Source organism: Rothia sp. HMSC069D01, from assembly GCF_001810135.1.
GTDB lineage: Bacteria > Actinomycetota > Actinomycetes > Actinomycetales > Micrococcaceae > Rothia.
Genome location: NZ_KV800108.1, coordinates 514,718 through 539,553 on the forward strand (window position 1 = coordinate 514,718; position 24,836 = coordinate 539,553).

Genomic DNA, 24,836 nt, shown 5'->3' on the forward strand with positions numbered 1-24,836 from the left:
CGTAGTGGGCTAGAATACAGAGTATCTATCTATTTGAATGAAAGAAGGTTCACCGTTGACCGTTTCTTCGCTTCCCAAGGTTGAGTACCGCAAGGGTTCGGTCGTCAAGCACGACGGCTACGAGATTACCGACCACTGGTTCCAGGTTCCCCTGACCCACGGTCTGATTTTCTCCAAGGGCAAGGATGCCGCTCTCTCCTCCCGTTTCGCGGACCAGACCATCACCGTGTTCGCCCGCGAGGTCGTGAGTACCAACGAGACTCTGACCGTTTCGGCTGATAAGCGTCCTTACATTGTGTACCTGCAGGGCGGCCCCGGTTTCGGTTCGCCGAAGACCGGCTCTATTGGCGGCTGGATTGCTGAGCTGGCGAAGACTCACCGCGTGGTTCTTCTGGATCAGCGCGGTACCGGCATGTCTTCCCCGCTGTCTGCTCGCAACATCACCGCTGTGGGTGACGCGCAGGTTCAGGCTGAGTACACTGAGCTGTTCCGTGCGGACTCCATCATCGCTGACGCGGAGGCTGTCCGCGAGGTGCTGCTGGCTGACCGTGCCGACAAGCGCTGGTCCACCATTGGTCAGTCCTTCGGTGGCTTCCTGACCCTGTCCTACCTGTCGTTCGCACCTCAGTCGCTGCGTGACTGCCGCATCACCGCGGGCCTGGCACCGATTCGTACCTCCGTGGATAACGTCTACCAGCACACCTTCGACCGCATGAAGGAACGTGTTGAGGAGTACTACAGCTGGTTCCCCGAGGACGCTGAGCTCGCTACCCGCATTGCTGAGCACCTGCGCACCCACAAGGAGTACCTGCCCACCGGTGAGCGTCTGACCGACCACCGCTTCCAGATGGCCGGCCATTTCCTGGGTGGCCGCTGGCGCGAGCGCGGTCTGCACTACTTCCTGGAGACTGCTTTCGCTGAGGGTAACGACCACCTGTCCGATCAGTTCCTGACCGCTATGGGTGCTGAGGTGACCTTCCAGGCGAACCCGCTGTACGCCCTGATGCACGAGACCATTTACGCTGACGGCCCCTCCGACGGCGTTCTGCCCGGCATCCCCGGCTACACCATCTCCCCCTCGCCCGCTCCGACCAACTGGTCTGCTGCTCGCGTGGCGGCTTCCCGCCCCGAGTTCGCACCGGATGCGGATCGTCTGCTCTTCACCGGCGAGCACATCTTCCCCTGGTACTACGAGGAGGATCCTTCCCTGCGTCCGCTGGCTGAGGTTGCTAACCTGCTGGCTGAGAAGAAGGACTGGGGTCGCCTGTACGACCACGCACAGCTGCACAAGAACGAGGTTCCCGTGGTGGCTGCGGCGTACAACCCGGACGTGTACGTGGATTTTGAGCACTCCATGGAGACCGCTCGCTGGGTCGGTAACACCCACGTGTGGACTTCGAAGACCCACCACCATGACGGTTTCGGTTCTGACCCGCTGACCATTCTGGGTCACCTGAAGAACATGCTGGCTGAGGTTCACAACCAGTAATTCTTCGCCGGGTAGTCATTCTGCCCCGGGTATATCCCCGAATATATTTTGATACAGCGAAAGCCCCTCACCCCGGTTGATCCGGTGTGAGGGGCTTTCGTGTGAGCGCTTAGCCTGGCGAGGCCGCAGGCTCAGTAACTACTTGGAGGAAGAGTGCGCATCCTGTGCGGTGCGGGCACGCATCACGAGGGCGTGGTATTCGTCTTCCTTCTCAATCAGCTCTTCACGCAGCTTGGCGGGAATGGCGTTGAGCTTCTTGGTTTCCCGCTGCCAGCGAGCGGTGATGTCTGCACGCTCGGCGGCAGGTGCGTCCTCGGGCAGTGCCAGGTACTTCTCGGAGAGCGCCTGAACACGCTGGATGGTCTGCAGTGCGCGGCCCTTGGGGCTGAGCAGCGAAGCAAGCACGGTAATAATCAGAACACCCACAATGACCATCAGCGACATTTCGGTGGTAATCTCCACAACGTGCACGGGCTCGCCGTGGTTGATGAACGGCAGGTTGTTCTCGTGCATTGCGTGCAGGATGAGCTTCACACCAATGAACGCGAGGATGGTCGCCAGGCCGTAGGAGAGGTAGACGAGGCGGTCCAGCAGGCCGTCAATGAGGAAGTACAGCTGGCGCAGACCCATGAGGGAGAACGCGGTCGCCGTGAACACAATGTAGACGGACTGGGTGAGGCCGAAGATCGCGGGGATCGAGTCGAGCGCGAAGAGCAGGTCGGAACCCGCGATAGCGACCATGACGAGCATCATGGGGGTCATGACGCGCTTGCCGTTTTCGATGGTGAAGAGCTTGTCACCGTCAAAGTGGTCGCTGGTCTTCAGGTACTTCTTGGCGAGGCGGACCATGATGTTGTCCGCTTCGTCGTCGCCGTCGCCTTCGGTGATTTCGTCCTTGAGCAGGTTACCTGCGGTCATGAGCAGGACCAGGCCGAAGATGTAGAACACCCAGGCGAAGGAGTTGATGATTGCTGCGCCGGCGAAGATGAACGCACCGCGGGCGAAGATAGCGAAGACGATACCGAAGAGCAGGACCTTCTGCTGATTCTCACGGGCAACGCGGAAGGTGCCCATAATGATCATGAAGACGAAGAGGTTATCGACCGAGAGAGCTTCTTCGGTGATGTAGCCTGCGTAGAATTCGGTGGCGGCGGAGGGGCCGTTCGTCACGAAAATGTACAAACCAAACAGCAGCGCGATGCTGATGTAAATACTCGACCAGATGGCCGCTTCCTTGACGGAGGGTTCGTGCGCCTTACGGACGTGGAACACGAAGTCGAAGGCCAATAGACCCGCGATGATGAGAATAGTAACCAACCATTGCAACCCGGTAACTTCCATGGGGAGCCTTTCTTGTGGTGTGCGTACAGGACCACAAGTCTCTCCCGCCGATCTGAATGGAGGTCGGCTCGATTCACCGGTTAGGCGCCTTCGGCTAACGTGCTGACGATGAGTCGATTGGTGGGATACTCCCTTGCTCGGTGAACGATTATACAGCAGGTTGAGGTTTTCGCACAGGAGCCCCTCCGGAGGGTTTTCGGGAGCGAGGCACACCGAAACGCCGCATCCGGCAGGGTTATCCCATCGGATGCGGCGTTCTATGTGATGAATACACTCTGTGTAGCCCTCCCCGTGAACTATTACGGGGAGGGCTACTTTTCATTCAGTTAGGAGACCATGTTGAAGGTCGGCGGGGTGAACGCAATCGCATTGACCTGCTTGTTCGTATCAAGCGTGCCGTTCTCACGAATCGTCGGGACGGTAATAACCACCTCGAACTGGTACATGCCTTCCATGAGCGTATTGCCACGCAACGCAAAACGCGCGGAGATGCCAGTCGCCTTATCATTCACGCTCGACGCGAAGGGAATGACCTGGCCCTGAACGGTCTGAGTCTTGCCGTTGCGGGTCATGACGGTTGCCTTGCCGGTCGGGTCAGTCGTGAAAATCTGGCGGTCAATGATTTTACCCTCGGGCGAGAAGAGGTAAATGTCCATGGACGGGTGCAGGTGCGTGGTGCCGGTCGTCGCCTCCAGGGCGGATACGTTGTAGGTCATCACGAACTCACCGCAGTTCAGGTTGAGGTCGCCCTCGGGGCCGTGAGTCGCCTCGTACACTGACATGAGGCGGATCGTTGCGGGGTTCGGGGAGGTTGCATTCTCCATGGACCACCACGCCTGACCGGTCTCCGGCGCAGTCACGGGCTTGTTCTTGGTGCGCGACTGCAGGGCGCCACTGGCGGGATTGGTGATCATCCAGCCACCGACCTGGGTGAAGTCCGGGCCGTGTACCGTCTTGCAATCATCAGCCGAAGCAGCGAATGCGGGTACCGCCGTGGAGGCGGCAATAGCGGGCACAGCCCAAAGCGCGCCGCGGGTGAGGTTGCGGCGGGTAACGGAACGAGCTCCCGTGGTGTGTGCGTCTGAAGAGTTATGAGAAATAGTCACAGATTTTTCTTTATCGTTCGGAAGCATCAAGGTTTTATTTGACACGTAAAACACCTTGATAGTGTACAGCATGTATCTGCACTCAGTAGAACTTCATGAACAATGAGTTACCTCATGGCGAAAAACCCACGTCGGCCCCTAAACGCCGGGCTTAGAACACCGGGTTTAGGCGTGACCCGCCTCCTTCATCAGGCGCAGCTCCTTCTTCAAATCGGCAAGCTCATCACGCAGACGCGCCGCCAGCTCAAATTGCAGGTTCTCCGCCGCCACACGCATCTGCTCGTTCATCTGCTCAATCAAATCCAGCAGATCCTCAGCGGGTGCCGCAGCCAGGCCGTCGGCACGAACGCGCGCCTCCGCACGGGCGAGAAGCTCCTCCGACTCCGGGGTGCTCGTGGCAATCTTCGACGAGGTCGCAGAACCAGTCTTCGCACCCGCACTCACCGTGCGAGCGCCCTTCTTACCGCTCTTACGCAGCTGCAGAAGCTCGCGGGTGTCCTCTTCCTCCCGGGCGAGAACATCCGTAATATCGGCAATCTTCTTCCGCAGAGGCTGCGGGTCAATGCCGTGCTCACGGTTGTACGCCTGCTGAATCTCGCGGCGGCGGTTCGTCTCGTCAATCGCCACGCGCATAGAATCCGTAATCTTATCGGCATACATGTGCACCTGACCGGACACATTACGCGCCGCACGACCAATGGTCTGAATCAGCGAAGTGGTCGAACGCAGGAAGCCTTCCTTATCGGCATCCAGAATCGCAACCAGGGACACCTCGGGCAGGTCCAGGCCCTCACGCAGCAGGTTAATACCAACCAGCACATCAAAGGTACCCAGGCGCAGCTCACGCAGAAGCTCCACACGGCGCAACGTGTCAACGTCAGAGTGCAGATACTGCACCTTCACGCCATGCTGCAGCAGGTACTCGGTCAAATCCTCCGCCATGCGCTTGGTGAGGGTCGTGACCAGCACACGCTCATCACGCTCAACGCGCACGCGAATCTCCTCGAGCAAATCATCAATCTGCCCCTTGGTCGGCTTGACCACAATCTCCGGGTCAATCAGGCCGGTCGGGCGAATAATCTGCTCCACATAACCATCAGCCTGCGACAGCTCATACTTACCCGGGGTTGCCGAAAGGTAAATCGTCTGACCGATACGCTTCAGGAACTCCTCCCACTTCAGCGGGCGGTTATCCATCGCCGACGGCAGACGGAAACCGTGCTCCACCAGGGTGCGCTTACGGGACATATCACCCTCGTACATGGCACCAATCTGCGGGACCGTCACGTGCGACTCGTCAATAATCAGCAGGAAATCATCCGGGAAATAATCCAGCAGACAGTTCGGGGCGCTGCCGGGGGCACGACCATCAATATGACGCGAGTAGTTCTCAATGCCGTTGCAGAAGCCCATCTGCTCCATCATTTCCAGGTCGTAGGTGGTGCGCATACGCAGACGCTGCGCCTCCAGCAGCTTGCCCTGAGATTCGAGGGTCTGCAGGCGCTCGCGCAGCTCATCCTCAATGGAGGTAATGGCCTTCGCCATACGCTCGGCACCGGCGATGTAGTGGCTTGCGGGGAAGACATACATTTCTTCTTCCTCGCGAATCACCTCGCCGGTCAGCGGGTGCAGGGTGTAAATCGCCTCAATCTCATCGCCGAAGAACTCAATGCGGATCGCGTTCTCCTCGTACATGGGGATGATTTCGACGGTATCGCCGCGCACACGGAACGTGCCACGGTGAAAGTCCATATCGTTACGCGCGTACTGCATCGCCACGAACTGGCGCAACAGCTCGTCGCGGTCAACCTCCTCACCGCGACGCAAAGTCACCATCTGCGCAACGTACTCCTCGGGCGTGCCCAGACCGTAAATGCAGGACACGGTCGCAACCACCACCACGTCACGGCGAGTCAGCAGGGAGTTCGTCGCCGAGTGGCGCAGACGCTCCACCTCCTCATTGATGGAGGAGTCCTTCTCGATGAAGGTATCGGTCTGCGGCACGTACGCCTCGGGCTGGTAGTAGTCGTAGTACGAGACGAAGTACTCGACCGCGTTATTCGGCAGCAGCTCGCGCAGCTCATTCGCCAGCTGCGCCGCCAGCGTCTTGTTCTGCACGAGCACCAGGGTCGGACGCTGCACCGCCTCAATCAGCCAGGCGGCCGTCGCGGACTTACCGGTACCGGTGGCACCCATCAGCACAATGTCTTTCTCGCCGTTCTGCACGCGCTCGGTGAGCTCGGCAATAGCCTTGGGCTGGTCGCCGGCAGGCTGGAAGGGGCTGACTACCTCAAAGGGGGCAACAACACGGTTAATCTGGGGTGCATAACTCATGTATCCATCCTAGGGGAAAGCCGCCCGACGCGCCCCCGGATTGGTCACCCTTTTCTGCTGGCGCAATATAATCACGCGCAATAGTACAGACACGACAGGTAACAAGCCATCACCATGAAAGTGCCCAAGTTCATAAAAGAAAGGACGCAAAAGATAAGAGGTATTCGACTGGTTCATCTGCGCTACCGGGCAGGAGGCGAGCGGGAGCATTTTCCGCACGATGACGGTGCTCTTAGGAACAGCGCTCTTAGGGGTGGCCGCCCTCCCCCACAGCCGCCGCCACTCACGGGTGCCGCACCGCAGAAGATAAGCGGCAACACATAAAGACTTATGACGGGCGCTCCGCACCCGCACCCTTTGCCTCCTTGATGTGGCTCACATATGTTTAGAGCGCACACGCAGACAGAACGGGACCACAAGAGCGCACGGAAGGACTCCATGAGCACGACCACGGAGACAGCTTCACAGGCAACCCCGAACGAATCCACAGAAGCGAACCCGGAGGCGAACCCCACCGGCACACCGGCTGCCACCTTAGTTGCCAAAACCGAGCATCGCCGTACCCTCTTGGCGTCCTCACTCTTCGCGTCCTCGTACCCGCTGATTCTGCTCATCGCCCTCGCCATTCTGCTGGGCGTCACCTACCTCTCACTCATCACCGGCAGGTACCCGGTCGAACTGGACGAGCTCTTCCGCATCCTCGGCAAGAACTGGTTCGGCATGGATTTAAAGGTCTACAAGCCCGCCGAAAACATGCTGCTGACCGTGCGCATTCCGCGCCTGCTCGCCGCCGGGCTCATCGGTGCCGCCCTCGCCATTGCGGGCGCCACCTTCCAGGCAGTTTTCCGTAACCCGTTGGTTTCCCCCTACCTGCTGGGTGTTTCGCAGGGCGCGTCGGTGGGTGCCGCCTCCGCCATTCTGCTGGGTGTGGGCACGAGCCTCGCGATTCAGGGTTCCGCCCTCGCCGGTGGTCTCGCCGCCGTGCTGCTGACCGTGAGTATTCCTCACCTGTTGAAGAATCAGTCCACGCTCATGCTGGTGCTCTCGGGCGTGATTGTGGGTGGCTTCGGCACCGCCGCACTCGGTGCGTTGAAGTTCATTGCGAACCCCGAAACTCAGCTGGCGCAGATCGTGTTCTGGCAGATGGGCTCCCTGCAGGACGTACGCGCAGAAGCACTCACCCAGTTTGCGCTGGTGGCGGCGCCCTGCATCCTGCTGCTCTTGGCGATGCGTTGGCGCATCAATATCCTCTCGCTCGGTGACGATGAGGCGCGCACCCTCGGCATTAACCTGACTCGCACCCGCGGTATCACCATTCTGCTGGCAACCCTGGTGACCGCGACGAGCGTATGCATTGGCGGCCCGATTTCTTGGGTAGGTTTGGTCATTCCGCACCTGTGCCGCCTGCTGGTTGGTAGCGACACGACCAAGCTCATGCCGCTGTCCGTGCTGATGGGTGCTTCGTTCATGATGTTCGTCGATACCCTGGCGCGTAGCCTCACCAGCGCGGAGGTTCCTCTGAGCGTGCTGACCGGCTTCATTGGCACGCCCCTGTACGTGGCGCTACTGCTGTTTGGAAAGGTTCGGGTGAAGTAATGTCGTCTTCCACTCCCTATACTCAGCACCGCACGGATGCGAGCGCCGAGGTTCTGCTGCACCTGGACGATGCGGGCTTCCGTTACGGCCACCGGGGCGGGCACATCAAGCGCCGCCGAACGGATCACCGCGCTGGTCTGCACCGTTCCGGGCACCGCTTCAGCCGCTGGATTTTCCGCAACGTGAACCTGCAGGTGCGACGCGGTGAGGTCCTCGCCATTCTGGGTCGCAACGGTGTGGGTAAGTCCACCCTGTTGAACTGCCTGATTGGTTTAAATTCGCTCACCGAGGGCAGCATTCACCTGGGCGGTGAGCCGCTGGATTCTTTGACCGCGACTGAGCGTGCCCGCCGCATCGCCTACCTTCCGCAGATGGAGGGTCGCGGCATCTCCTACACCGTGACCGAGTACCTGCTGATGGGTCGCGCACCCTATATTGGGTTGTTCTCTTCACCCTCGCGCCGTGACCGTGAGCAGGTGCATACCGTGATGGAGGAGCTGGGGCTGCTCGACCTGGCGCACTCCCCGCTGGATGAGCTGTCCGGCGGTCAGCGTCAGCAGGTAGGTATTGCCCGAACCCTGGTGCAAGACGCCCCGCTCATCGTTCTGGACGAGCCGACGAGTGCACTGGACGTGGCGAATCAGGCGAAGGTGTTGCGCAAGATTCGGCAGCTGCGCGATGCCGGGTACGGGGTTATTTTTACGACCCACAATCCGGATCACGCGCTCCTGTTGGATGCGACCGTCGCCCTGCTTGGCGTACACGATATGCCCGATACCATGCCAAACGCAACGCCGCAGGTATCTGCACATGCGCCGGCTCAGCTGCTCACGGGCCGCGCCTCCAAGGTGCTCACCAGCGAGGTTCTCTCACGCACCTTCGCTACAGATTTGTCGGTGGTGTATTCACCACAGCTGGGTCGTTCCAGCGTGCACATGACGAGCCTCGATATGAGGCTCCACAGCTTTTAGTTTTCCGGTGGCGGTTTGAACCAGATACAGAAGATGCGGTAGAGGTGCCGCATCCGCTGTGGTGGCGCGCCCCTAGAGCGCCGCTTCCCCGAACCGCCTCCGGGTTATTCACCCACCCTGTCGACACAGAAAGACACATCATGAAGATTACGAAGTTCCACACCGGCATTGCCCTGACCACTTCCCTCCTGTTGGCTGCGCTGACCGGTTGCGGCGCAGCGAACACCGCCTCCTCCTCGGGTTCCGCATCGAGCTCAACCTCAGTCTCGACTTCGAGCAATTCCGCAAAGAAGCACACCAGCTTCTTCGTGAAGGATAACGGTGACGGCACCAAGGTCATTAAGGACATTGACGGCAAGGAGGTCACTGTCCCGACCAACCCCGAGCGCATCGCTGACCTGTGGCACGCAAACAACCAGGTGGTTCTGTTGCTCGGCGGCGCTGAGAAGCTGGTGTCCACCACGACTGCCGTGAAGTCTCTGGCGTGGTTTAAGCAGGTGTACCCCGGTATTGAGAAGGTTGACGCGCCGGTGAAGGGCACCGACGTGAACATGGAGCAGCTGCTTGCCGATAAGCCGGAGGTGCTACTCGCCTCCTCGAAGGATCAGATTTCGAAGGCTACTGAGGCGGGCATCCCGGCGGTGCACGTGGAATTCCAGAACTTCGCTGATTTGAAGCGCACCGTTGAGCTGACCGCCGAGGTCATCGGTACCGATGAGGCGATTGAGCGTGCCGAGAAGTACCTGGCATATCTGGAGAAGAACGAGAACCTCATCAAGGAGCGCCTGCAGGGCGTCACCGAGTCCCCGAAGGTGCTACACATTGCGGGCGGTTCTGACCTGACGAAGGTGGACGGCTCGAACTCCCTAATTGGTGAATGGATGAAGCTTTCGGGTGCGAAGAACTCCCTGGACGGCGTGGAGAACCTGAAGAACATTTCTCTGGAGCAGATCATTGCCTCGCAGCCGGAGTACATCATCATTGGCGGCGCGGATGCACAGAAGGGCGTTGACGCGATCAAGGCTGACGCCGCGTGGGCTGACGTTCCGGCGGTGAAGAACGGCAAGATTGTTAAGAACCCGGTCGGCACCTTCAACTGGGACCGCTACTCGGCTGAGGAGGCTCTGCAGATTCTGTGGGCGGCAAAGCTGTTCCACCCCGAGAAGTTCTCCGACGTTGACCTGGTGAAGGAAACCCGCGAGTTCTACTCGACCTTCTACGGCTACCAGCTGACCGAGGATGAGGCGCAGCGCATCATCAATGGTCAGGGCCCCGCAACTAACTAATCCGAAACGAGCTAATCCGGCAACTAGCTCGCCTGGCGGCAGCTCACCTGGCGACCGGCTAGTTCGTTGAACACGTACCGCCCGGAACCGTGCTCACAGCACGATTCCGGGCGGTATTTTATTGGTTTGTAGCCGTGGGGCGCCGCAGTGCTAGTTGACGGCAACGCTAGTTGACCGCAGTGTTAGCGCACCTCCACGGTGGCTCCGGCGAGGCTCATCAGCGCCCGGTTCGTCAGCGGAAGGTACCCGTTCAGGGCGCTCAAAATCAGCTGCATGGTGCGCTCTTCATCCTCCACGCTCAGCCCGCGCGGAATACCCACGCCGGGCACGCAGATACGCTGCTTGTACAGGTCAATCACGGCGCACACGGTGCGGTTCGGCACACCCAGCACGGGCAGCATGCCGCGGTGATTGATAGTGCGCAGGCCCTTACCGACCACGGCGGCGGTGCGGATATCCGGGCGAGCGCTGCCCTCAAACCGGGAGGCACCCGCACCATTCGCAAAAGCGGCAGGGTCGGGAATACTATTCGGCACCGCGCTCTTCTCGTTCAGCACAGACAACAGCGGCTCCCCCACAGCGGCGGTGACCGCCACGTAGCGTACCTGCCGGTCCATGGCGTTGAGGAAGTCCAGTTCCGCGTATTCCTCCACGCGGTAGTTCTCAACCAGACCGGCCTCACCCGACCCGGTTTCTTCCACGGTTCGGGTGATGACTTCTTCATCGTAGAAGCTTGCCACGCACACCTGCGGGGCGCCTCGCTCAATGCGGGCGCGGCACTGATAGTCGTCATCGAGCAGCCAGAGGGACAGCTCATAGCCGTCGGGTACATCGCGCACACCGGTCGCGAGCAGCACTTCGCTGCCATCCAGGGGGAACGGCTCCCAGCCTGCCGGTTCAAAAGCATTGAGGGCACCGTCCAGGGCGGGGTTGCAGGATCCGAGGCTCGGCGCCTGCTCAGCCGGGGTGAATGCCTCGGTGGCGGGCATGGCGATGGTGAGCCCGCGCATCCTGCCGGCGAGGCAGAGTTCAATCGCCATGAGCAGGTGGCCCGCACCTTCACGGCTCAGTGCTGGGCTCTGAACCATGTGCGCCACACCGGAGTTGTCCAGGCTGAGGTGTTCGCCAACTCCGCGGGCGGCGTTAGAGTAGCGGTTGTGCAGGCGCACCAGCTCGTCAATGGGCAGGGCACGACCCACGGCGCCGAACGCCTGGGCGATAGCGTGAACATGTTCGGGGAAGACGCGGCAGAGCCTGCCAAGCTGGCGAGCAAATTCTGCCGGACGCTGCGTGAGCACGCTCAGTAGGGTGCCGAGGTTCTGCTGGCGATAGGCGTTAAGCAGCTGGGCGACGGTGGCGGGTTCAAGCTGCTCGACGGTGCCCCTCGTGGGGAGGCGCGCTCCCTGGCGGTTGAGAGTTGCGGTGCCGCCGCGGCTGCCCGCGGACTGCTCTGATGAGTTTTTGCCTGCTTGTTCTCGGTAGGTTCCCGGCTGCGTCACGTTTTCACGACCTCAGATATTGGATAAGCCTTTTGGCACTCCTTCTACCCTAGCAACAAAAACAGTCAATTACTAGGGTTCAAGTAACTATTAACTAAGGTTGGACTATCTTTTAGGCTTTGAGAGCTTTACGCAGGCGCTTTAGCTAGGAAACCTAGGAGGAATTCTGGGAACGGAAATCAAAGACCGGGAATCTAGAGGCCGGTAACCTAGACCGGCAAATCCACCCACTGCGTGTCCCCCCAGGTCACGCTCGCCGCACCGGAACTCAAGCTCACCACCAGCTCCTCGGCACGCGCCAGCTCCTCCGGGCGGTCAAACACACCCAGGGAAATCGTGGCGCCCTCCGCACCATACTCGGTACCCAGAACGTTCAGACCGGCGGCACGAATCTCATTCTCCAGGCGGCCAGCATCCGCATGCGAACTGGGCACCTTACCCACGCGCAGACGCTCACGCGAATCGAATAGCGCGCCATCCAGGGTCTGCACCACCGAATCAGTGTAGGCACGCACCAGACCGCCCGCGCCGAGCTTAATGCCACCGAAATAGCGCACGACCACCGCAACCACATCCGACAGGTCGGTGGTGCCGTCCTCGCGGGTCTGACGCGCCAGCAGCGCCTGCATCATCGGCACACCGGCGGTACCGGCGGGCTCACCATCATCGGAGGAACGCTGAATATCGCGGTCAGCACCAATAATGAACGCTGAACACACGTGGCGGGCATCGTGGTAGGTCTTGCGCACTGACTCAATGTAGGCGCGCGCCTCCTCAACGGTGCTCACGCGTTTGATGTGACCAATAAATTCGCTACGCTTAATTTCGAGGAGGCTCTCATAGGGCTCATCGCCGCGCGGCACAAGGTATCGGTTGGCGCGAGTTTCTTCCTGCATGTGTCCTCCTCTAATCAGTACCTATCTATTGTGGCACAGCCCGTCAGGAGCACCGTCCATGTCCCAGCCTTCTTCCCCCGCTTCTACCACGCTGCGCCGTTACGCCCTCACCGGCGGTATCGGCAGTGGCAAGAGCACCATCGCCGCCCTCTTCGTGGAGCAGGGCGCATTCCTGGTGGATGCGGACGCCATCTCCCGATCCCTCATGGAGCCCGGCGAGGCGGTGCTCGCCCGCACGGTCGCGGAGTTCGGCGAGCATCTGCTCGATGAGGACGGCCGCCTCAACCGCCCCGCCCTGGCGCGTATCGTGTTCAATGATGAGCAGGCGCGCCTGCGTCTGAACGCGATTGTGCATCCCGCTATTCGTGAGCGTGCCGCGCAACTGGTGGAGCAGGCGCAGTCCGAACCCGGGTTCAGCGGCGTGGTGCTGGAGGATATTCCCCTGCTCGTGGAGACCGGCGACCCGTCCGCCTTTGAGGGCGTGGTCGTGGTGCGCACTCCCCTGGCAACTCGCCTGCAGCGCCTCGTATCGTCGCGCGGCATGAGTGAGGAGGATGCACGCGCCCGCATCGCCGCGCAGGCAACCGACGAGCAGCGTGAGGCGGTCGCAACCTGGATTATCGATAACGGCGGCTCGCTGGAGGAAACCGCCGAGCAGGTGCGCGCCGTCTGGGAGCAGATGACCGCCGCCTAAGACCCTTCCCAACAACACCGGGCACAGCAATACAGAGCACAGCAACACCGGGCACGCACCCCGACCCAAACCCCCAATAACGCAAAGAACCCCCTCACCTCCCAAACGGGAGATGAGGGGGTTCCCCTGCTCTAGGCACCCCACGCGGGGGCTACCTATCGGCTATTACGCCTGATGAGTGCTCATCTGAGCGGCAGATTAGTTGCCGGTCAGCTTCTTGCGGAGCTCAGCCAGTGCCTCATCCGATGCGAGGGTACCTGCGGAAGCGGGCTCCTCGGAGGAGTAAGAGGTCGGTGCGGGCTCAGCTGCTGCGGGAGCTGCTGCTGCAGCCTCTGCGTCAGCCTCGAGAGCCTTAGCAACCTGAACCTTGTGAGCCTCGAAGCGAGCCTGTGCCTCTGCGTACTGTGCTTCCCAAGCCTCGCGCTGTGCGTCGAAGCCTTCCAGCCACTCGTTAGCCTCGGGGTCGAAGCCCTCGGGGTACTTGTAGTTGCCAGCCTCGTCATACTCTGCAGCCATGCCGTACAGAGCGGGGTCAAACTCGGTAGCGTTGGGGTCAACGCCCTCGTTTGCCTGCTTGAGGGACAGGGAGATGCGGCGGCGGTCCATGTCGATGTCGATGATCTTAACGAAGACCTCTTCACCAACGGAGACGACCTGCTCAGCCAGGTCAACGTGGCGGGTTGCCAGCTCGGAGATGTGGACGAGGCCCTCGATGCCGTCCTCAACGCGCACGAATGCACCGAAGGGAACGAGCTTGGTGACCTTGCCGGGAACAATCTGACCCAGAGCGTGGGTGCGAGCAAATGCCTGCCACGGATCTTCCTGGGTTGCCTTGAGGGACAGGGACACGCGCTCGCGGTCCAGGTCCACCTCGAGAACCTCGACGGTAACGGGCTGGCCAACCTCGACAACCTCGGACGGGTGGTCGATGTGCTTCCAGGACAGCTCGGAAACGTGAACCAGACCGTCCACGCCACCCAGGTCCACGAATGCACCGAAGTTGACGATGGAGGAGACAACGCCCTCGCGGACCTGACCCTTCTCCAGCTCGTTGAGGAAGGAGGAGCGAACAGCGGACTGAGTCTCTTCCAGGTATGCACGGCGGGACAGAACAACGTTGTTGCGGTTCTTGTCCAGCTCGATGATCTTAGCTTCGATCTGCTGACCGATGTAAGGTGCGAGGTCGCGGACGCGGCGCATCTCAACGAGGGATGCGGGCAGGAAGCCACGCAGACCGATGTCGAGGATAAGGCCACCCTTGACAACCTCGATAACGGTACCGGTAACGACGCCGTCGTTTTCCTTGACCTTCTCGATGTCGCCCCATGCACGCTCGTACTGTGCGCGCTTCTTGGAGAGGATCAGGCGACCTTCCTTGTCCTCCTTGGTGAGGACGAGTGCCTCAACCTCGGAGCCGAGCTCGACAACCTCAGAGGGGTCGATGTCGTGCTTGATGGACAGCTCGCGGGAGGGGATGACGCCTTCGGTCTTGTAACCGATGTCGAGCAGAACCTCATCGTGGTCGATCTTAACGACCTGGCCGGAGACGAGATCGCCGTCGTTGAAGACCTTAATGGTCTGCTCGACAGCCTCGAGGAATGCCTGCTCGTCGCCGATGTCGTTGATTGCGACCTGAGGGATGTTGGTGCTCATGTAGTGAGGGCTCCAATTGGATTTCTAATAGGTCGACGCTACCGGTTCACCGCTCAACACCCCCGGGTGGAGGCGCCGACCGGCTCACTTTTTCACCCCGGCGCGCACGGCATAGGGCCGATAACGCCTTTGAACGGGGTGAGGAAACGTCGAGCTGACGGATACTTACAATGTGTACCACCCACCGGAAGCAGATGCTCTCAGCAGGGTGCACGAGCAGTCCGTGCCCGTTTTCTCCCCGTTTTCTTAAGGAGAAAAAGAGCATAGAAAACCCGTACGTTGGTACACGCGATTAATAGTGTACGGGAATCCCGGGCGTGTCGTCAATGGTTACGCGCCCGGGATTCCCGTACTTATTTGCGGTTTTAGTAACGCTGGGATGCGAGGGGCTGTGCTCGTCCTCGTTCCTACAGGGGCACCCGCCCTCGCTTCGCTTCGGGCACCCTGATGTCACTACGGACGACACCGCCCCTCCTCATGCTCGCACCAGGCTGGAACGAGGGGTAGCTATACCCTCCGGAAGCGACATCAGGGTACCCTCTCGGGTGCTCTCCGCGGCGAAGCAAGGAGAGGGCGGAGCGCCCGAGAGGGTGGGTTCCCCTGCAGGAGCGGAGGAAGGGTATAGCGTACCCACCCACCCCTGCCTGTAGGAACGAGGACGATAACTGCCTTTCCGTGCGGAAATCAATACAAGGTAGTGAGCCTAGTGGCCCGCCTCCTGCCAGGACTTACCCCAGCCGACCTGCACATCCAGAGGAACACGCAGGGAGGCGGCACCGCTCATCTCCTCGACGAGCACGCGTTCGGCGGCTTCACGCTCACCGGTGGCGACTTCGAGGATGATTTCGTCGTGCACCTGCAGCAGCATGCGGGTCTTCAGGCCCTCTTCGCGCAGGCGGCGGTGAATGTTGATCATGGCGATCTTGATGATGTCCGCGGCGGTGCCCTGAATCGGGGCGTTGAGGGCGGCGCGTTCGGCGGCTTCTCGGCGTACACGGTTGGGCGAGTCCAGGTCGGGCAGCACGCGGCGGCGGCCGAAAATGGTTTCGGTGTAGCCGTCCTGGTGTGCCTGCTTGAGCACGCCGCGCAGGAAGCGTCCCACGCGTCCGAAGCGCTTGAAGTAGTTGGTGCGCAGTTCGCCCGCTTCGTCGGAGCTGATGTTCAGCTGCTTGGCGAGGCCGAAGCGGGACAGACCGTATGCCAGACCGTAGGACATGGCCTTGACCTTGGAGCGCTGCTCGGGGGTGACGTCCTCGGGGGCGACACCGAAGACCTCGGAGCCGACGTAACGGTGCAGGTCCTCCCCCGCCTCGTAGGCGGCGATGAGCTTCTCGTCGGCGGCCAGGTGCACCATGATGCGCATTTCGATCTGCGAGTAGTCGGCGGTGAGCAGACCCTCGTACTCCACGCCGTCGATGGGCTCGGGAGCCACGATGAAGGCACCGCGGATGCGGCGGCCCTCCTCGGTGCGAATCGGGATGTTCTGCAGGTTCGGCGCGGTCGAGGAGAGTCGACCGGTGGATGCGGCGCCCTGCTGGAAGGTGGTGTGCACGCGTCCGTCCTCGGTGGCGGCCTTCTGCAGGCCCTCGACGGTCTGGGCGAGCTTGATGTTGTCGCGGTAGGCGATGAGCGCCCCCAGGAACGCTGCGCCGTCGGATTCGGGCGAGATCTTGGAGAGCAGCTCGGTGACGGATTCGGCGTCGGTCGAGTAGCCGGACTTAATCTTGCGGGTGTGCGGCAGGCCGAGGGTCTCGAAGAGCACGGTCTGCAGCTGCTTGACGGAGGCGAGGTTGAGGGGTTCTTCGCCGTCCTCGGTGGCGACCTCCCCGCCGATGATGGCTCGGGCGGATTCCTGCGCCTGGTTGGCGCGTGCCGAGAAGGTGTCGTGCAGCTCGGTCAGGAGCGCATCGGAGACGGCGATGCCGGCCTGCTCCATGTCTGCGAGCACGTACAGTAGCGGCAGCTCGATTTCTTCGTAGACCTTCAGCTGGCCGTGCTCTTCCATTTCGTAGTGCAACAGGCGCGCAAGCTCGTGGATGATGCGGCTAATCTGCGTGAAGTAGCGCAGGTTCTCGACCGGTTCGGTTTCGCCGGGCAGGCTGAACAGGGAGGGTTCTTCGCGCGTCTCGGGCTGGAAGACCAGCTGCGCGTAGGGTTCCTTGGGAATCCACAGGTAGCGTTCGGCGAGATCTTCCATGCGTTCGGAAAAGAGCTTGCGGGTTGCGGTGGGGATGAAGCCGCACATGTACGAGGACAGCGCGGGGTCCTCGACGGCGCCGGCGAGTTCGTAGCCGTAGGCGCGCAGGAGTTTGCGCTGAACCTTGAGGTCCATGACGATTTTGCGGGCTGCTTCGTCGGAGAGCCAGGCGGCGAGGGCGGCGTCGAGTTCCGGGTCGATGGTGCGGGTGTCGATCCAGAGGCTGGTGTTCTTGCTGGTGAGGAGCACGCCGAGCAGTTCGGGGTTTTCTTCGGCGGCGCGGATCTTGGTTTTGGTGACCTTGACGGCGGGTGCGTCGCCGATGGCGGGGCGCGCTACGGGCAGGTTGGTGACCGGGTAGAGGGTCACAGCGCCTTCGAGGCGTTCGGGTACGGCGATGGGCGCGCCCTGTTCGTCGGTGCCGTAGTTTTCTTCGGCTGCGGCGGCACAGAAGGCGCGGAATGCTGCTGCGTCTGCGTTTTTGGTGGGTGCGCTGGTGGCAATGGGTGCGTAGACGGGGCCGGTGGGCGCCTTCTTGATGGCACCCTCCTCCCCTGCTTCTGCGGCGGAGCTTGCAGAGCCTGCGGATCCAGCGGCGCGCACGATGGGGCCGAGGGTGTCGGCGGCACGCTTGCGGATGGTGCGGAACTCCACCTCGTCGAAGAAGGTGTTGAGTGCATCCAGGTCGGGGGTGAATTCGGTGTCTTCGAGGGTGACGTTCAGGTCGAGGTCGTTGACGAGCTGGTTGAGGCGACGGTTGCGTACGACGTTGTCGATGTTTTCGCGTAGTGCTTCGCCCTTCTTGCCGCCGATCTTGTCGCTGTTTTCGATGACGGCGTCGAGGGAGCCGTATTCGCCGAGCCATTTGGCGGCGAATCCGGGGCCCACGCCGGGCACGCCGGGCAGGTTGTCCGCCTGCTCACCAGTGAGGGCGGCAAGGTCGGGGTACATGTGCGGGGGTACCTTGGTTTTCTTTTCGACGGCGGCGGGGTCCATGCGCTGAATACCCTTGGAGGGGCCGGTGGTGACCGGGTAGAGCAGGGTGACGTCGTCGGTGACGAGCTGGAAGATGTCGCGGTCGCCGGAGAGGATGAGGACCTTGTAGCCGGCTTCGGTGCCGCGGCGGGTGAGGGTTGCGACAATGTCGTCGGCTTCGTAGTTTTCGTAGGTGAGCGCGGGGATGTTCAGCGCGCCGAGCATCTTCTTGATGAGGTCGATCTGGCCGTTGAAGGCTTCGGGGATGGCGTTGCGGCCGCCCTTGTATTCGCCGTATTCGGCGGTGCGGAAGGTGCCGCCGGGTAGGTCGAAGGCTACGGCGATGTGGCTGGGCTGGTTGTCTTTGATGATGCTCAGCAGGGTGGAGAGGAAGGCGTGGACGGCTTCGGTGTGCTGGCCGTCGCTGCGCACGAAGATGTGCTGTCCGGTCTTTTCGGCCATGGTGTAGATGCCGAAGAAGGAGCGTAGGGCGAGGGAGTGTCCGTCAATGAGCAGGAGGGTTTTGTTCTCTGTAGTCACTCCTCTAGTGTATCGAGTCTGAGTTTTCTTGGTGGTTGGCTTCGTGGCTGCTGGGTTCGGGGGGCTAGTTTCGGTGGTTACGGGTTAGAGCCCTGTGGGGAGGCACCCGCGCTGTGTTGGGTGTCGGTGCTGTGTTGGGTGTCGGTGCTGTGCCATATAGCGGAATAACGGGGTGTGTGGAAAGAGTTTTACCTCATATATAGGTGCCGGTGGGGTGCGTTTGGTGAGTTTTCCCCTCAAAAATTGTGCCCCAAGCCACTATGTGAGGTGGATAATAATACGGTTTCCAGATAATATATAACCTTATTATCGCCTCCAGCGTAGGAACCCCCACACCCCGTGTATTCATAGGCAGAACTCTACCCAGAATTCACCGGCAGGATTCACTGGACTGTGAGGGCACCTCCCGCGCTTAACACACAACGAACCCTCATTTAGGAAACTATGAAGGCACTCAAAAAACTTCCCCTTCTCGCGTGGATTATCATCGCGATTGCATCGGGTGTGCTCATCGGCATGCTGACCCCCGGAATGATTAGCGGCATCAATGACGCAACCGGCGCAGCCATCCCCACCGACCTCATTGTGCAGCTCTTCGTCTCCTTCTCCACCGTATTCAGCGCCTTCCTGAGCTTCGCGATTCCGCTGATTATTATCGGCTTCATCGTGCCCGGCATTGGTTCCCTCGCGCAGGGTGCGGGCAAGATGCTCGGCATCACCGTGGGTCTGGCGTACATCTCCAGCATCCTTGCTGGCTTCCTGGCACTGACCTGCGCACTGCTGCTCTACCCCATCATCCTGAAGGGTCAGCAGCTCGCTTCCTTCGATAACCCCGAGAACGCACTGTCCAAGGGTTACATCTCCTTCGAGCTGACCCCGATTATGGGCGTGCTGAGCGCACTGATTCTCTCCTTCATCCTGGGCCTGGGTATTACCGCACTGAAGACCCGTGCGATGCTGAACCTCTTCGAGGACTTCCAGGTCATCGTTGAGAAGATGCTCGGCTACGTGATTATCCCCCTGCTGCCGGTGCACATTGTGGGCGTGTTCGCAAACATGACCCTCGCCGGTCAGGTGGCGAAGATTCTCTCCGTCTTCGGTCTTGTGTTCGTCATGGTGATTATTCTGCACTGGGTCACCCTGGCGCTGCAGTACTCGGTGGCTGGCGCGATTTCTCGCCGCAACCCCATCCAGATGCTCAAGACCATGCTCCCGGCATACTTCACCGCAATCGGTACCCAGTCTTCGGCTGCGACCATCCCGGTGACCGTGCGTTCGGCGAAGAAGGCTGGCATCTCCCCCCGCGTGGTGGACTTCGCGATTCCGCTGTGCGCGACCATTCACCTCTCCGGCTCCATGATTACCATTACCTCCTGCTCGGTGGCAGTGCTGTTCATGACCGGCCAGCACCCCGACTTCGGTAGCCTGATCCCCATGATTCTGGTGCTCGGCGTGATGATGGTTGCCGCTCCCGGCGTTCCCGGCGGTGGCGTGATGACCGCAATCGGTCTGCTGCAGTCCATGCTTGGTTTCGATGCCTCCATGATTGCCCTGATGATTGCCCTGTACCTGGCTCAGGACTCCTTCGGCACCGCAACCAACGTGACCGGTGACGCGACCATCGCAGCCCTGACCGAGCGTATCTCCAAGGCAATCGGAGCGAACCCCGATAAGGAAATCCGCGACGAGGACATCGAAAAGGCAGAAGCTATTTCCGCCTAATCCTCTCCGCTTCCATAGCGTTTTTCAGCCCCGCCTCCCCTGTAGGAGGCGGGGCTGACCCGCACCCGGAAGCACCCGCGAAAAGCTATCCCACCCAAAGCAACAAAAACCAAGGAGTACACTGGAAGTCATGACTGAAAACAACACACAGCACACACCCGTCCGCGCGGCAGCGCCCACCACCCTCACCGCAGAAGAAATCAAGGCGCAGCTGACCGAAAGCGGAATCCCCGAGCACCTGCACCCCTACTTCCCCCGCGGTCTGGGCGAGCTCATCCCCGCCATGGGCATTAAGTTCCAGGAACTCACCGCAGAACGCACCGTCGCAACCATGCCCGTCGCCGGTAACACCCAGCCCATCGGCCTGCTGCACGGCGGCGCCAACGTGGTCCTCGCCGAGACCCTCGGCTCCCTCTCCGCAGGTGTGCACGGCGGCGAAAACCTCGTAGCAGTCGGCGTGGACATCAACGCAACCCACGTGCGCCCGGCAGTCTCCGGCGTGGTCACCGCAACCTGCACCGCCGTCAAGCTCGGACGCACCCTGTGCATCCACTCCATCGACATTGTGGATGAGCGCGGCCGCACCACCTGCACGGCGCGCATCACCAATATGCTGATTCCCCGCCCCACTGCCTAACGTCCTACAACTTCAGCAAGTAGCCTAAAATCGTAGAAGCACGGGGTACACGGCACCCCGCCAACACCCCACCAGAAGGTACGACCAGAAGGAGCACCATGGCCCGCGAGCGCACCCCCTATTTCAAGCGTTACCCGAAGATTGTGCGCGCCAAGCGCATTGTCCTGCCCATCGCAATCGGCGTGATGCTGGTGTGCCTGGTCACCGCCATCAACAACCCCGGCAGCTTCTGGTGGCTGGGCGTGATGCTCGGTACCGGCGGCATGCTCTGGGCTGGCTCCCCCACGGACCGCCCCATTAGCGGCCCCAACAATGACGAAGACGATTTGAACCGCTACCTGCGTTAAGTTCCGTGTAGCGTTGGGTTCCCGCCCGCGCTAAGCGCCGGTTTACAACGCACACACGCGAACCGTTAAACACGAACGCCCCGTCCCTCAGCTTCATTGTGAGGGGTGGGGCGTTTGTGTGTCATGAATAAGGCGCTGGTTCATCAATGCACCAGCCGTGTGTGCTCATCGGCGATTCCTAGTCTTCGCCGTAGCGTGCATTCGTACCTGTACTGTCACGTACTTTGCACGTCTTGTGCTTAGGAGAGCTGCTTGATGATGGTGTCAGAAACTTCGCGCATGGACAGGCGGCGGTCCATGGAGGTCTTCTGAATCCAGCGGAATGCTTCCGGCTCGGTCAGGTTCATCTTGGTGATGAGCAGCGACTTTGCGCGGTCAACCAGCTTACGGGTCTCGAACTGGTCGCGGATGGTACCAACTTCCTTCTCGAGGGCGCGAATCTGCTCGTAGCGGCTGATTGCCACCTCGATTGCGGGAACCAGGTCGTTCGGGGAGAACGGCTTGACGACGTACGCCATAGCGCCCGCCTCAACGGCACGGTCAACGAGTTCCTTCTGGCTGAATGCGGTCAGCAGAACGACGGGAGCAATCTGTTCCTTCGCAATTTCTTCAGCTGCGGTGATGCCGTCCATAATCGGCATCTTCACATCCATGAGGACGAGGTCGGGGCGGTGCTTCTGTGCTAGCTCGACGGCGGTCTTGCCGTTATCGGTTTCTGCTACGACGTCGAAACCCTGGTCCTTCAGAATTTCAACGATATCGAGGCGAATCAATGCCTCGTCTTCTGCTACGACGACGGTGCGGGCCGGGGCCTGATTCTCCGCCTGATCCTGAGTGGTCAGCTCTGACATAACTCTTCTCCTTTATCAAATTTCAATCATTTAAAGTCTACAGGACGGATTAAACGTTCATCTACTTTCTCGCCTTGTCTCAGGCGTGTTATATGCGTCCCATGTGCATGTTGAAAAAGTTTTCTGACGCCATTTTGTGACCCTCCATCAGATTTTGCATATTAATGCACATTTTTGTTCTATACTGCTCATGACTGTGAAAACAAAACCGCACAATGCAGAGGTCACGCGGCGAAATTCACACCTAAAACATGGACCCGAAAATGACTCTGACATGCACTAACACCCCCTCGGGTTAGACACAAAAGTAATAAACAAAATATTTATATCGAAACCCCATCACGCGCCGCAGAAGGCCGATACACTGAAATAGGTATTCTCCTCGACTTCTCCGGCACTCACATTTGACCACCCATACTCGATACCCGGAGGGGATTCATGTCAATCACCCGTCAAGCACGCACCCTGTACTCAGACTTCGTCGAGTACAAGGAACTCGATCGCGCCCCGCTGACTTCCATTCACCCCGGAATTCTCATCGCCTTCGACTCCACCGCGCTTGCAAGCCTCTACAACTACCCAACCCACATCAGCGACGAAATCCTCCGCGTCTACTCGCAGCTGCGCGGACACGCTTTCCTCCCCCACCAGGCACTCAAAGAATTCTGGGCAGCACTCGACGGCGCCTCCCCCGTACCCGCCGCCGCAGACCGCGTCCGCTCAGCGCTCGCATCCTTCAAAGAAACCCTGCCCGAAGAACGCAACTCCCCCTGGAGCGCACTGCGTTCAGTCACGCACCAGCTGGACCACTCCATCGCGCAGATCATGAAGATCCTTGAACCCACCACCGACACCGGATCCATCAACATGGCACGCCACGAAGACGACACGATCCTGCCGCGACTGAACCGCATCTTCACCGGCCACGTGGGTGCGGCACCCAGCCCCGAACGCCACGAACAGCAGTGCCGCGAAGCCCTCGCACAGGGCCACCCGTTGCTCGCTAACGCCAGCTTTGACGCCGACTTCGCGCTCTGGAACCAGTGCGTTACCGAAGCAACCACCCGTGTGAAGGGCACCGACTGCGTCTTCGTCACCGGCGGTGTGCGCGACACCTGGCTACGCAACGGTCAGCAGGTACGCGCCGCATCGGGCGGCGAACCCGTACGTCAGCTCGCGAACCGTCAGCTACTGCGTGAATACGCTAAGGCAACCGGAGGCGGCGTATTCCGCATCTACACGGTTGAGGAGATCCTGCGCCTCGCCTCCAACCAGTACGGCGTGACCGTCAGCGACTCAACCTACAACGCGATTCGCGCGGAACAGCCTGTAGCTGTGTAAATTCGCCGTGCACAGTCACCGTTGAGAATAATCCCACCACACCACACTAACCACCACCATTAACCGCGAGAAGCCACATGTGTTTCGAACACATGTGGCTTCTTAGCGTCTGCGGGCAAGGTGTCTACAGAATCAAAGTAGGGCGCGAAAACCTACTTGCCGCGGTTGGTGCGGTACAGCTCCGCGGCGCGCTCCTCCGAGGACTCGTCATCACCGAGCATCAGGTAGCACAGGTACAGGGTGAAGGCGGCGCGGCGGTCGTCAGCGAGCGCGCTGGTTCCTTCGCCGGGCTGGGTGCTGAAAGCGATAACGTCGTGTGCCTGGGACAGGGCGGCAATCAGGTGCGCGGCGGTTTCATAGCCGTCCTGGTCACCAGGCAGGGTGACGTAGTGCGGCTCCGGGTTCTCGGTAGCGCCGGCGCCCTCATGAGCGGCACGGAAATTAGCCTTGAGGACGTCCTCAACACGGCGAATCTGCTCAGTGTCAGGTTGGGTACGCTCATCTGCGGTGAACGCAACGTGGATGCCGTTCAGGGTCTCGTAGGGGTGCTCGCCCGCGTAGTATCCGGCGGCGAGAGCGTAGCCGGTCAGCAGGCGTGCCTCGTCGGCGGTGAAGGTGCCGCGCGCCTCACGCAGGGCGGGCAGCAGAAGTTCGGCCAGGAGCGAGCGCAGGGACTCGGGGGTGTTCGCGATAGCTTCCTGCAGGTATTCGTCTGCCTGCGCGGTGGGCTCGGCGTTGAGCAGGGTCAGGAAAGCCTCATCGGTGCCATCCCAGTAGCGGGCAATCAGCACAAGGGTTGCAACGAGCGCGAGCAGTTCGCGGTAGTCGCCGGAACGGTCAGCGGCGAAAGTGTTAGCAACAACGCGGGCGAGCATACGGGCGGCAATGTTCTCGAGGATGTACTCGTCGTAGGCGTTATCGCCGGGCCAGTTTGCGGGGTCGGGCAGGTAGGTTTCGTCCAGGTATCGCAGCACGGGTTCGAGGGGCGCGGGAGCATCCGCCGCGAGTTCGGGGCAGCACTGCTCAACCCAGCTGTTCACGGTAGCCTCGTCAGCGATACCGGTAGCCTCAGCGAGCTGGACGCGCGAGAGGCTGTACGGTGCAACGAGTGCGGCGAGGTCGTCGCCCGCGCCGTTGGAACGGTAGGTGGGCTGGTAGTTGGGGTCGGGAAGAGTTCCGGGGAGGTGGGTGGCTGCCATGGTAGCTCCTTCGCTGAGGTTCGGGGTGAATTGGGCTGTATGGTGTGCGATGCTCGGGACCGCCTGAGGGGTCGGCACTTTTTCTCGCTACGCATCTTCTAGTTTCAGAATATCCCAGAGCCCCGCATCGTGTGCTGCCCGTCGTCATTACCCGCCCACTAA

The 24,836-nt window shown here is 60.7% G+C and carries 18 protein-coding genes; 9 read left to right on the forward strand and 9 right to left on the reverse strand.

The window, feature by feature from the left end; translation table 11 throughout:
• The first annotated feature begins 37 nt into the window (after window positions 1-37).
• Window positions 38-1,489, forward strand: coding sequence for an alpha/beta fold hydrolase (locus HMPREF2710_RS06560; protein WP_070600217.1), 1,452 nt, complete (start codon window positions 38-40; stop codon window positions 1,487-1,489).
• 138 nt (window positions 1,490-1,627) lie between these two features.
• Here the strand turns inward: HMPREF2710_RS06560 and HMPREF2710_RS06565 are convergent, their stop codons facing one another.
• The 3 genes from HMPREF2710_RS06565 to uvrB all read right to left on the reverse strand — a co-directional run bounded on the left by HMPREF2710_RS06565 (window position 1,628) and on the right by uvrB (window position 6,270).
• Window positions 1,628-2,830, reverse strand: a complete 1,203-nt coding sequence (locus tag HMPREF2710_RS06565; protein WP_070600219.1) for a TerC family protein — start codon at window positions 2,828-2,830, stop codon at window positions 1,628-1,630.
• A gap of 326 nt (window positions 2,831-3,156) precedes the next feature.
• The gene (locus tag HMPREF2710_RS06570) at window positions 3,157-3,936 is read right to left on the reverse strand and encodes an ornithinee aminotransferase (RefSeq protein ID WP_246824543.1); all 780 of its coding nucleotides are present in this window, start codon (window positions 3,934-3,936) and stop codon (window positions 3,157-3,159) included.
• 165 nt (window positions 3,937-4,101) lie between these two features.
• Window positions 4,102-6,270, reverse strand: coding sequence for an excinuclease ABC subunit UvrB (gene uvrB / locus HMPREF2710_RS06575; protein ID WP_070600225.1), 2,169 nt, complete (start codon window positions 6,268-6,270; stop codon window positions 4,102-4,104).
• Window positions 6,271-6,708: 438 nt separating this feature from the next.
• On the opposite strand from uvrB, the gene HMPREF2710_RS06580 reads away from it, so the two are divergent.
• From HMPREF2710_RS06580 to HMPREF2710_RS06590, 3 genes are all read left to right on the forward strand, one after another.
• Window positions 6,709-7,866 (forward strand): FecCD family ABC transporter permease, encoded by a 1,158-nt coding sequence (locus HMPREF2710_RS06580; protein ID WP_080973370.1) that lies wholly within the window; start codon window positions 6,709-6,711, stop codon window positions 7,864-7,866.
• Window positions 7,866-8,837, forward strand: coding sequence for an ABC transporter ATP-binding protein (locus HMPREF2710_RS06585; RefSeq protein ID WP_012903626.1), 972 nt, complete (start codon window positions 7,866-7,868; stop codon window positions 8,835-8,837). The genes HMPREF2710_RS06580 and HMPREF2710_RS06585 overlap by 1 nt, the downstream gene beginning before the upstream one ends.
• Before the next feature lie 140 nt (window positions 8,838-8,977).
• The gene (locus HMPREF2710_RS06590; RefSeq protein ID WP_246824544.1) at window positions 8,978-10,123 is read left to right on the forward strand and encodes an ABC transporter substrate-binding protein; all 1,146 of its coding nucleotides are present in this window, start codon (window positions 8,978-8,980) and stop codon (window positions 10,121-10,123) included.
• 182 nt (window positions 10,124-10,305) lie between these two features.
• Here HMPREF2710_RS06590 and HMPREF2710_RS06595 read toward each other — a convergent pair whose 3' ends face one another.
• Both HMPREF2710_RS06595 and HMPREF2710_RS06600 read right to left on the reverse strand, forming a co-directional pair.
• Window positions 10,306-11,622, reverse strand: a complete 1,317-nt coding sequence (locus HMPREF2710_RS06595; protein ID WP_070600227.1) for a 2-oxoglutarate dehydrogenase — start codon at window positions 11,620-11,622, stop codon at window positions 10,306-10,308.
• Between the two features lie 209 nt (window positions 11,623-11,831).
• On the reverse strand, window positions 11,832-12,518 hold the full coding sequence (locus tag HMPREF2710_RS06600; protein ID WP_012903629.1) for an IMPACT family protein: 687 nt from the start codon (window positions 12,516-12,518) through the stop codon (window positions 11,832-11,834).
• A gap of 58 nt (window positions 12,519-12,576) precedes the next feature.
• Between HMPREF2710_RS06600 and coaE the strand changes: the two genes are divergently transcribed.
• Entirely contained in the window at window positions 12,577-13,212 is a 636-nt protein-coding gene (gene coaE, locus HMPREF2710_RS06605) for a dephospho-CoA kinase (RefSeq protein ID WP_044150491.1), read from the forward strand.
• A 198-nt stretch (window positions 13,213-13,410) separates the two neighbouring features.
• Here the strand turns inward: coaE and rpsA are convergent, their stop codons facing one another.
• Window positions 13,411-14,865: a 30S ribosomal protein S1 gene (gene rpsA, locus HMPREF2710_RS06610; RefSeq protein WP_012903633.1), complete on the reverse strand. Its 1,455-nt coding sequence runs from the start codon at window positions 14,863-14,865 to the stop codon at window positions 13,411-13,413.
• A gap of 703 nt (window positions 14,866-15,568) precedes the next feature.
• Complete coding sequence (gene polA, locus HMPREF2710_RS06615) at window positions 15,569-18,577, reverse strand: DNA polymerase I (protein WP_070600229.1); 3,009 nt, start codon at window positions 18,575-18,577, stop codon at window positions 15,569-15,571.
• Window positions 18,578-19,021: 444 nt separating this feature from the next.
• Between polA and HMPREF2710_RS06620 the strand changes: the two genes are divergently transcribed.
• The 3 genes from HMPREF2710_RS06620 to HMPREF2710_RS06630 all read left to right on the forward strand — a co-directional run bounded on the left by HMPREF2710_RS06620 (window position 19,022) and on the right by HMPREF2710_RS06630 (window position 21,283).
• Window positions 19,022-20,299 (forward strand): dicarboxylate/amino acid:cation symporter, encoded by a 1,278-nt coding sequence (locus HMPREF2710_RS06620; RefSeq protein ID WP_005506227.1) that lies wholly within the window; start codon window positions 19,022-19,024, stop codon window positions 20,297-20,299.
• A gap of 130 nt (window positions 20,300-20,429) precedes the next feature.
• Complete coding sequence (locus HMPREF2710_RS06625; protein ID WP_070600231.1) at window positions 20,430-20,936, forward strand: PaaI family thioesterase; 507 nt, start codon at window positions 20,430-20,432, stop codon at window positions 20,934-20,936.
• Between the two features lie 98 nt (window positions 20,937-21,034).
• Complete coding sequence (locus HMPREF2710_RS06630) at window positions 21,035-21,283, forward strand: hypothetical protein (RefSeq protein ID WP_005506231.1); 249 nt, start codon at window positions 21,035-21,037, stop codon at window positions 21,281-21,283.
• 239 nt (window positions 21,284-21,522) lie between these two features.
• Here HMPREF2710_RS06630 and HMPREF2710_RS06635 read toward each other — a convergent pair whose 3' ends face one another.
• Window positions 21,523-22,134 carry an ANTAR domain-containing response regulator gene (locus HMPREF2710_RS06635; RefSeq protein ID WP_070600233.1) on the reverse strand — a complete coding sequence of 204 codons (612 nt, stop codon included), beginning with the start codon at window positions 22,132-22,134 and terminating at the stop codon, window positions 21,523-21,525.
• A 438-nt stretch (window positions 22,135-22,572) separates the two neighbouring features.
• Between HMPREF2710_RS06635 and HMPREF2710_RS06640 the strand changes: the two genes are divergently transcribed.
• Window positions 22,573-23,475 carry a PIN-like domain-containing protein gene (locus HMPREF2710_RS06640; RefSeq protein ID WP_070600235.1) on the forward strand — a complete coding sequence of 301 codons (903 nt, stop codon included), beginning with the start codon at window positions 22,573-22,575 and terminating at the stop codon, window positions 23,473-23,475.
• 152 nt (window positions 23,476-23,627) lie between these two features.
• On the opposite strand, the gene HMPREF2710_RS06645 is transcribed toward HMPREF2710_RS06640, so the two are convergent.
• Window positions 23,628-24,674 carry a glycosyltransferase gene (locus HMPREF2710_RS06645; RefSeq protein ID WP_070600238.1) on the reverse strand — a complete coding sequence of 349 codons (1,047 nt, stop codon included), beginning with the start codon at window positions 24,672-24,674 and terminating at the stop codon, window positions 23,628-23,630.
• Window positions 24,675-24,836 lie beyond the last annotated feature (162 nt).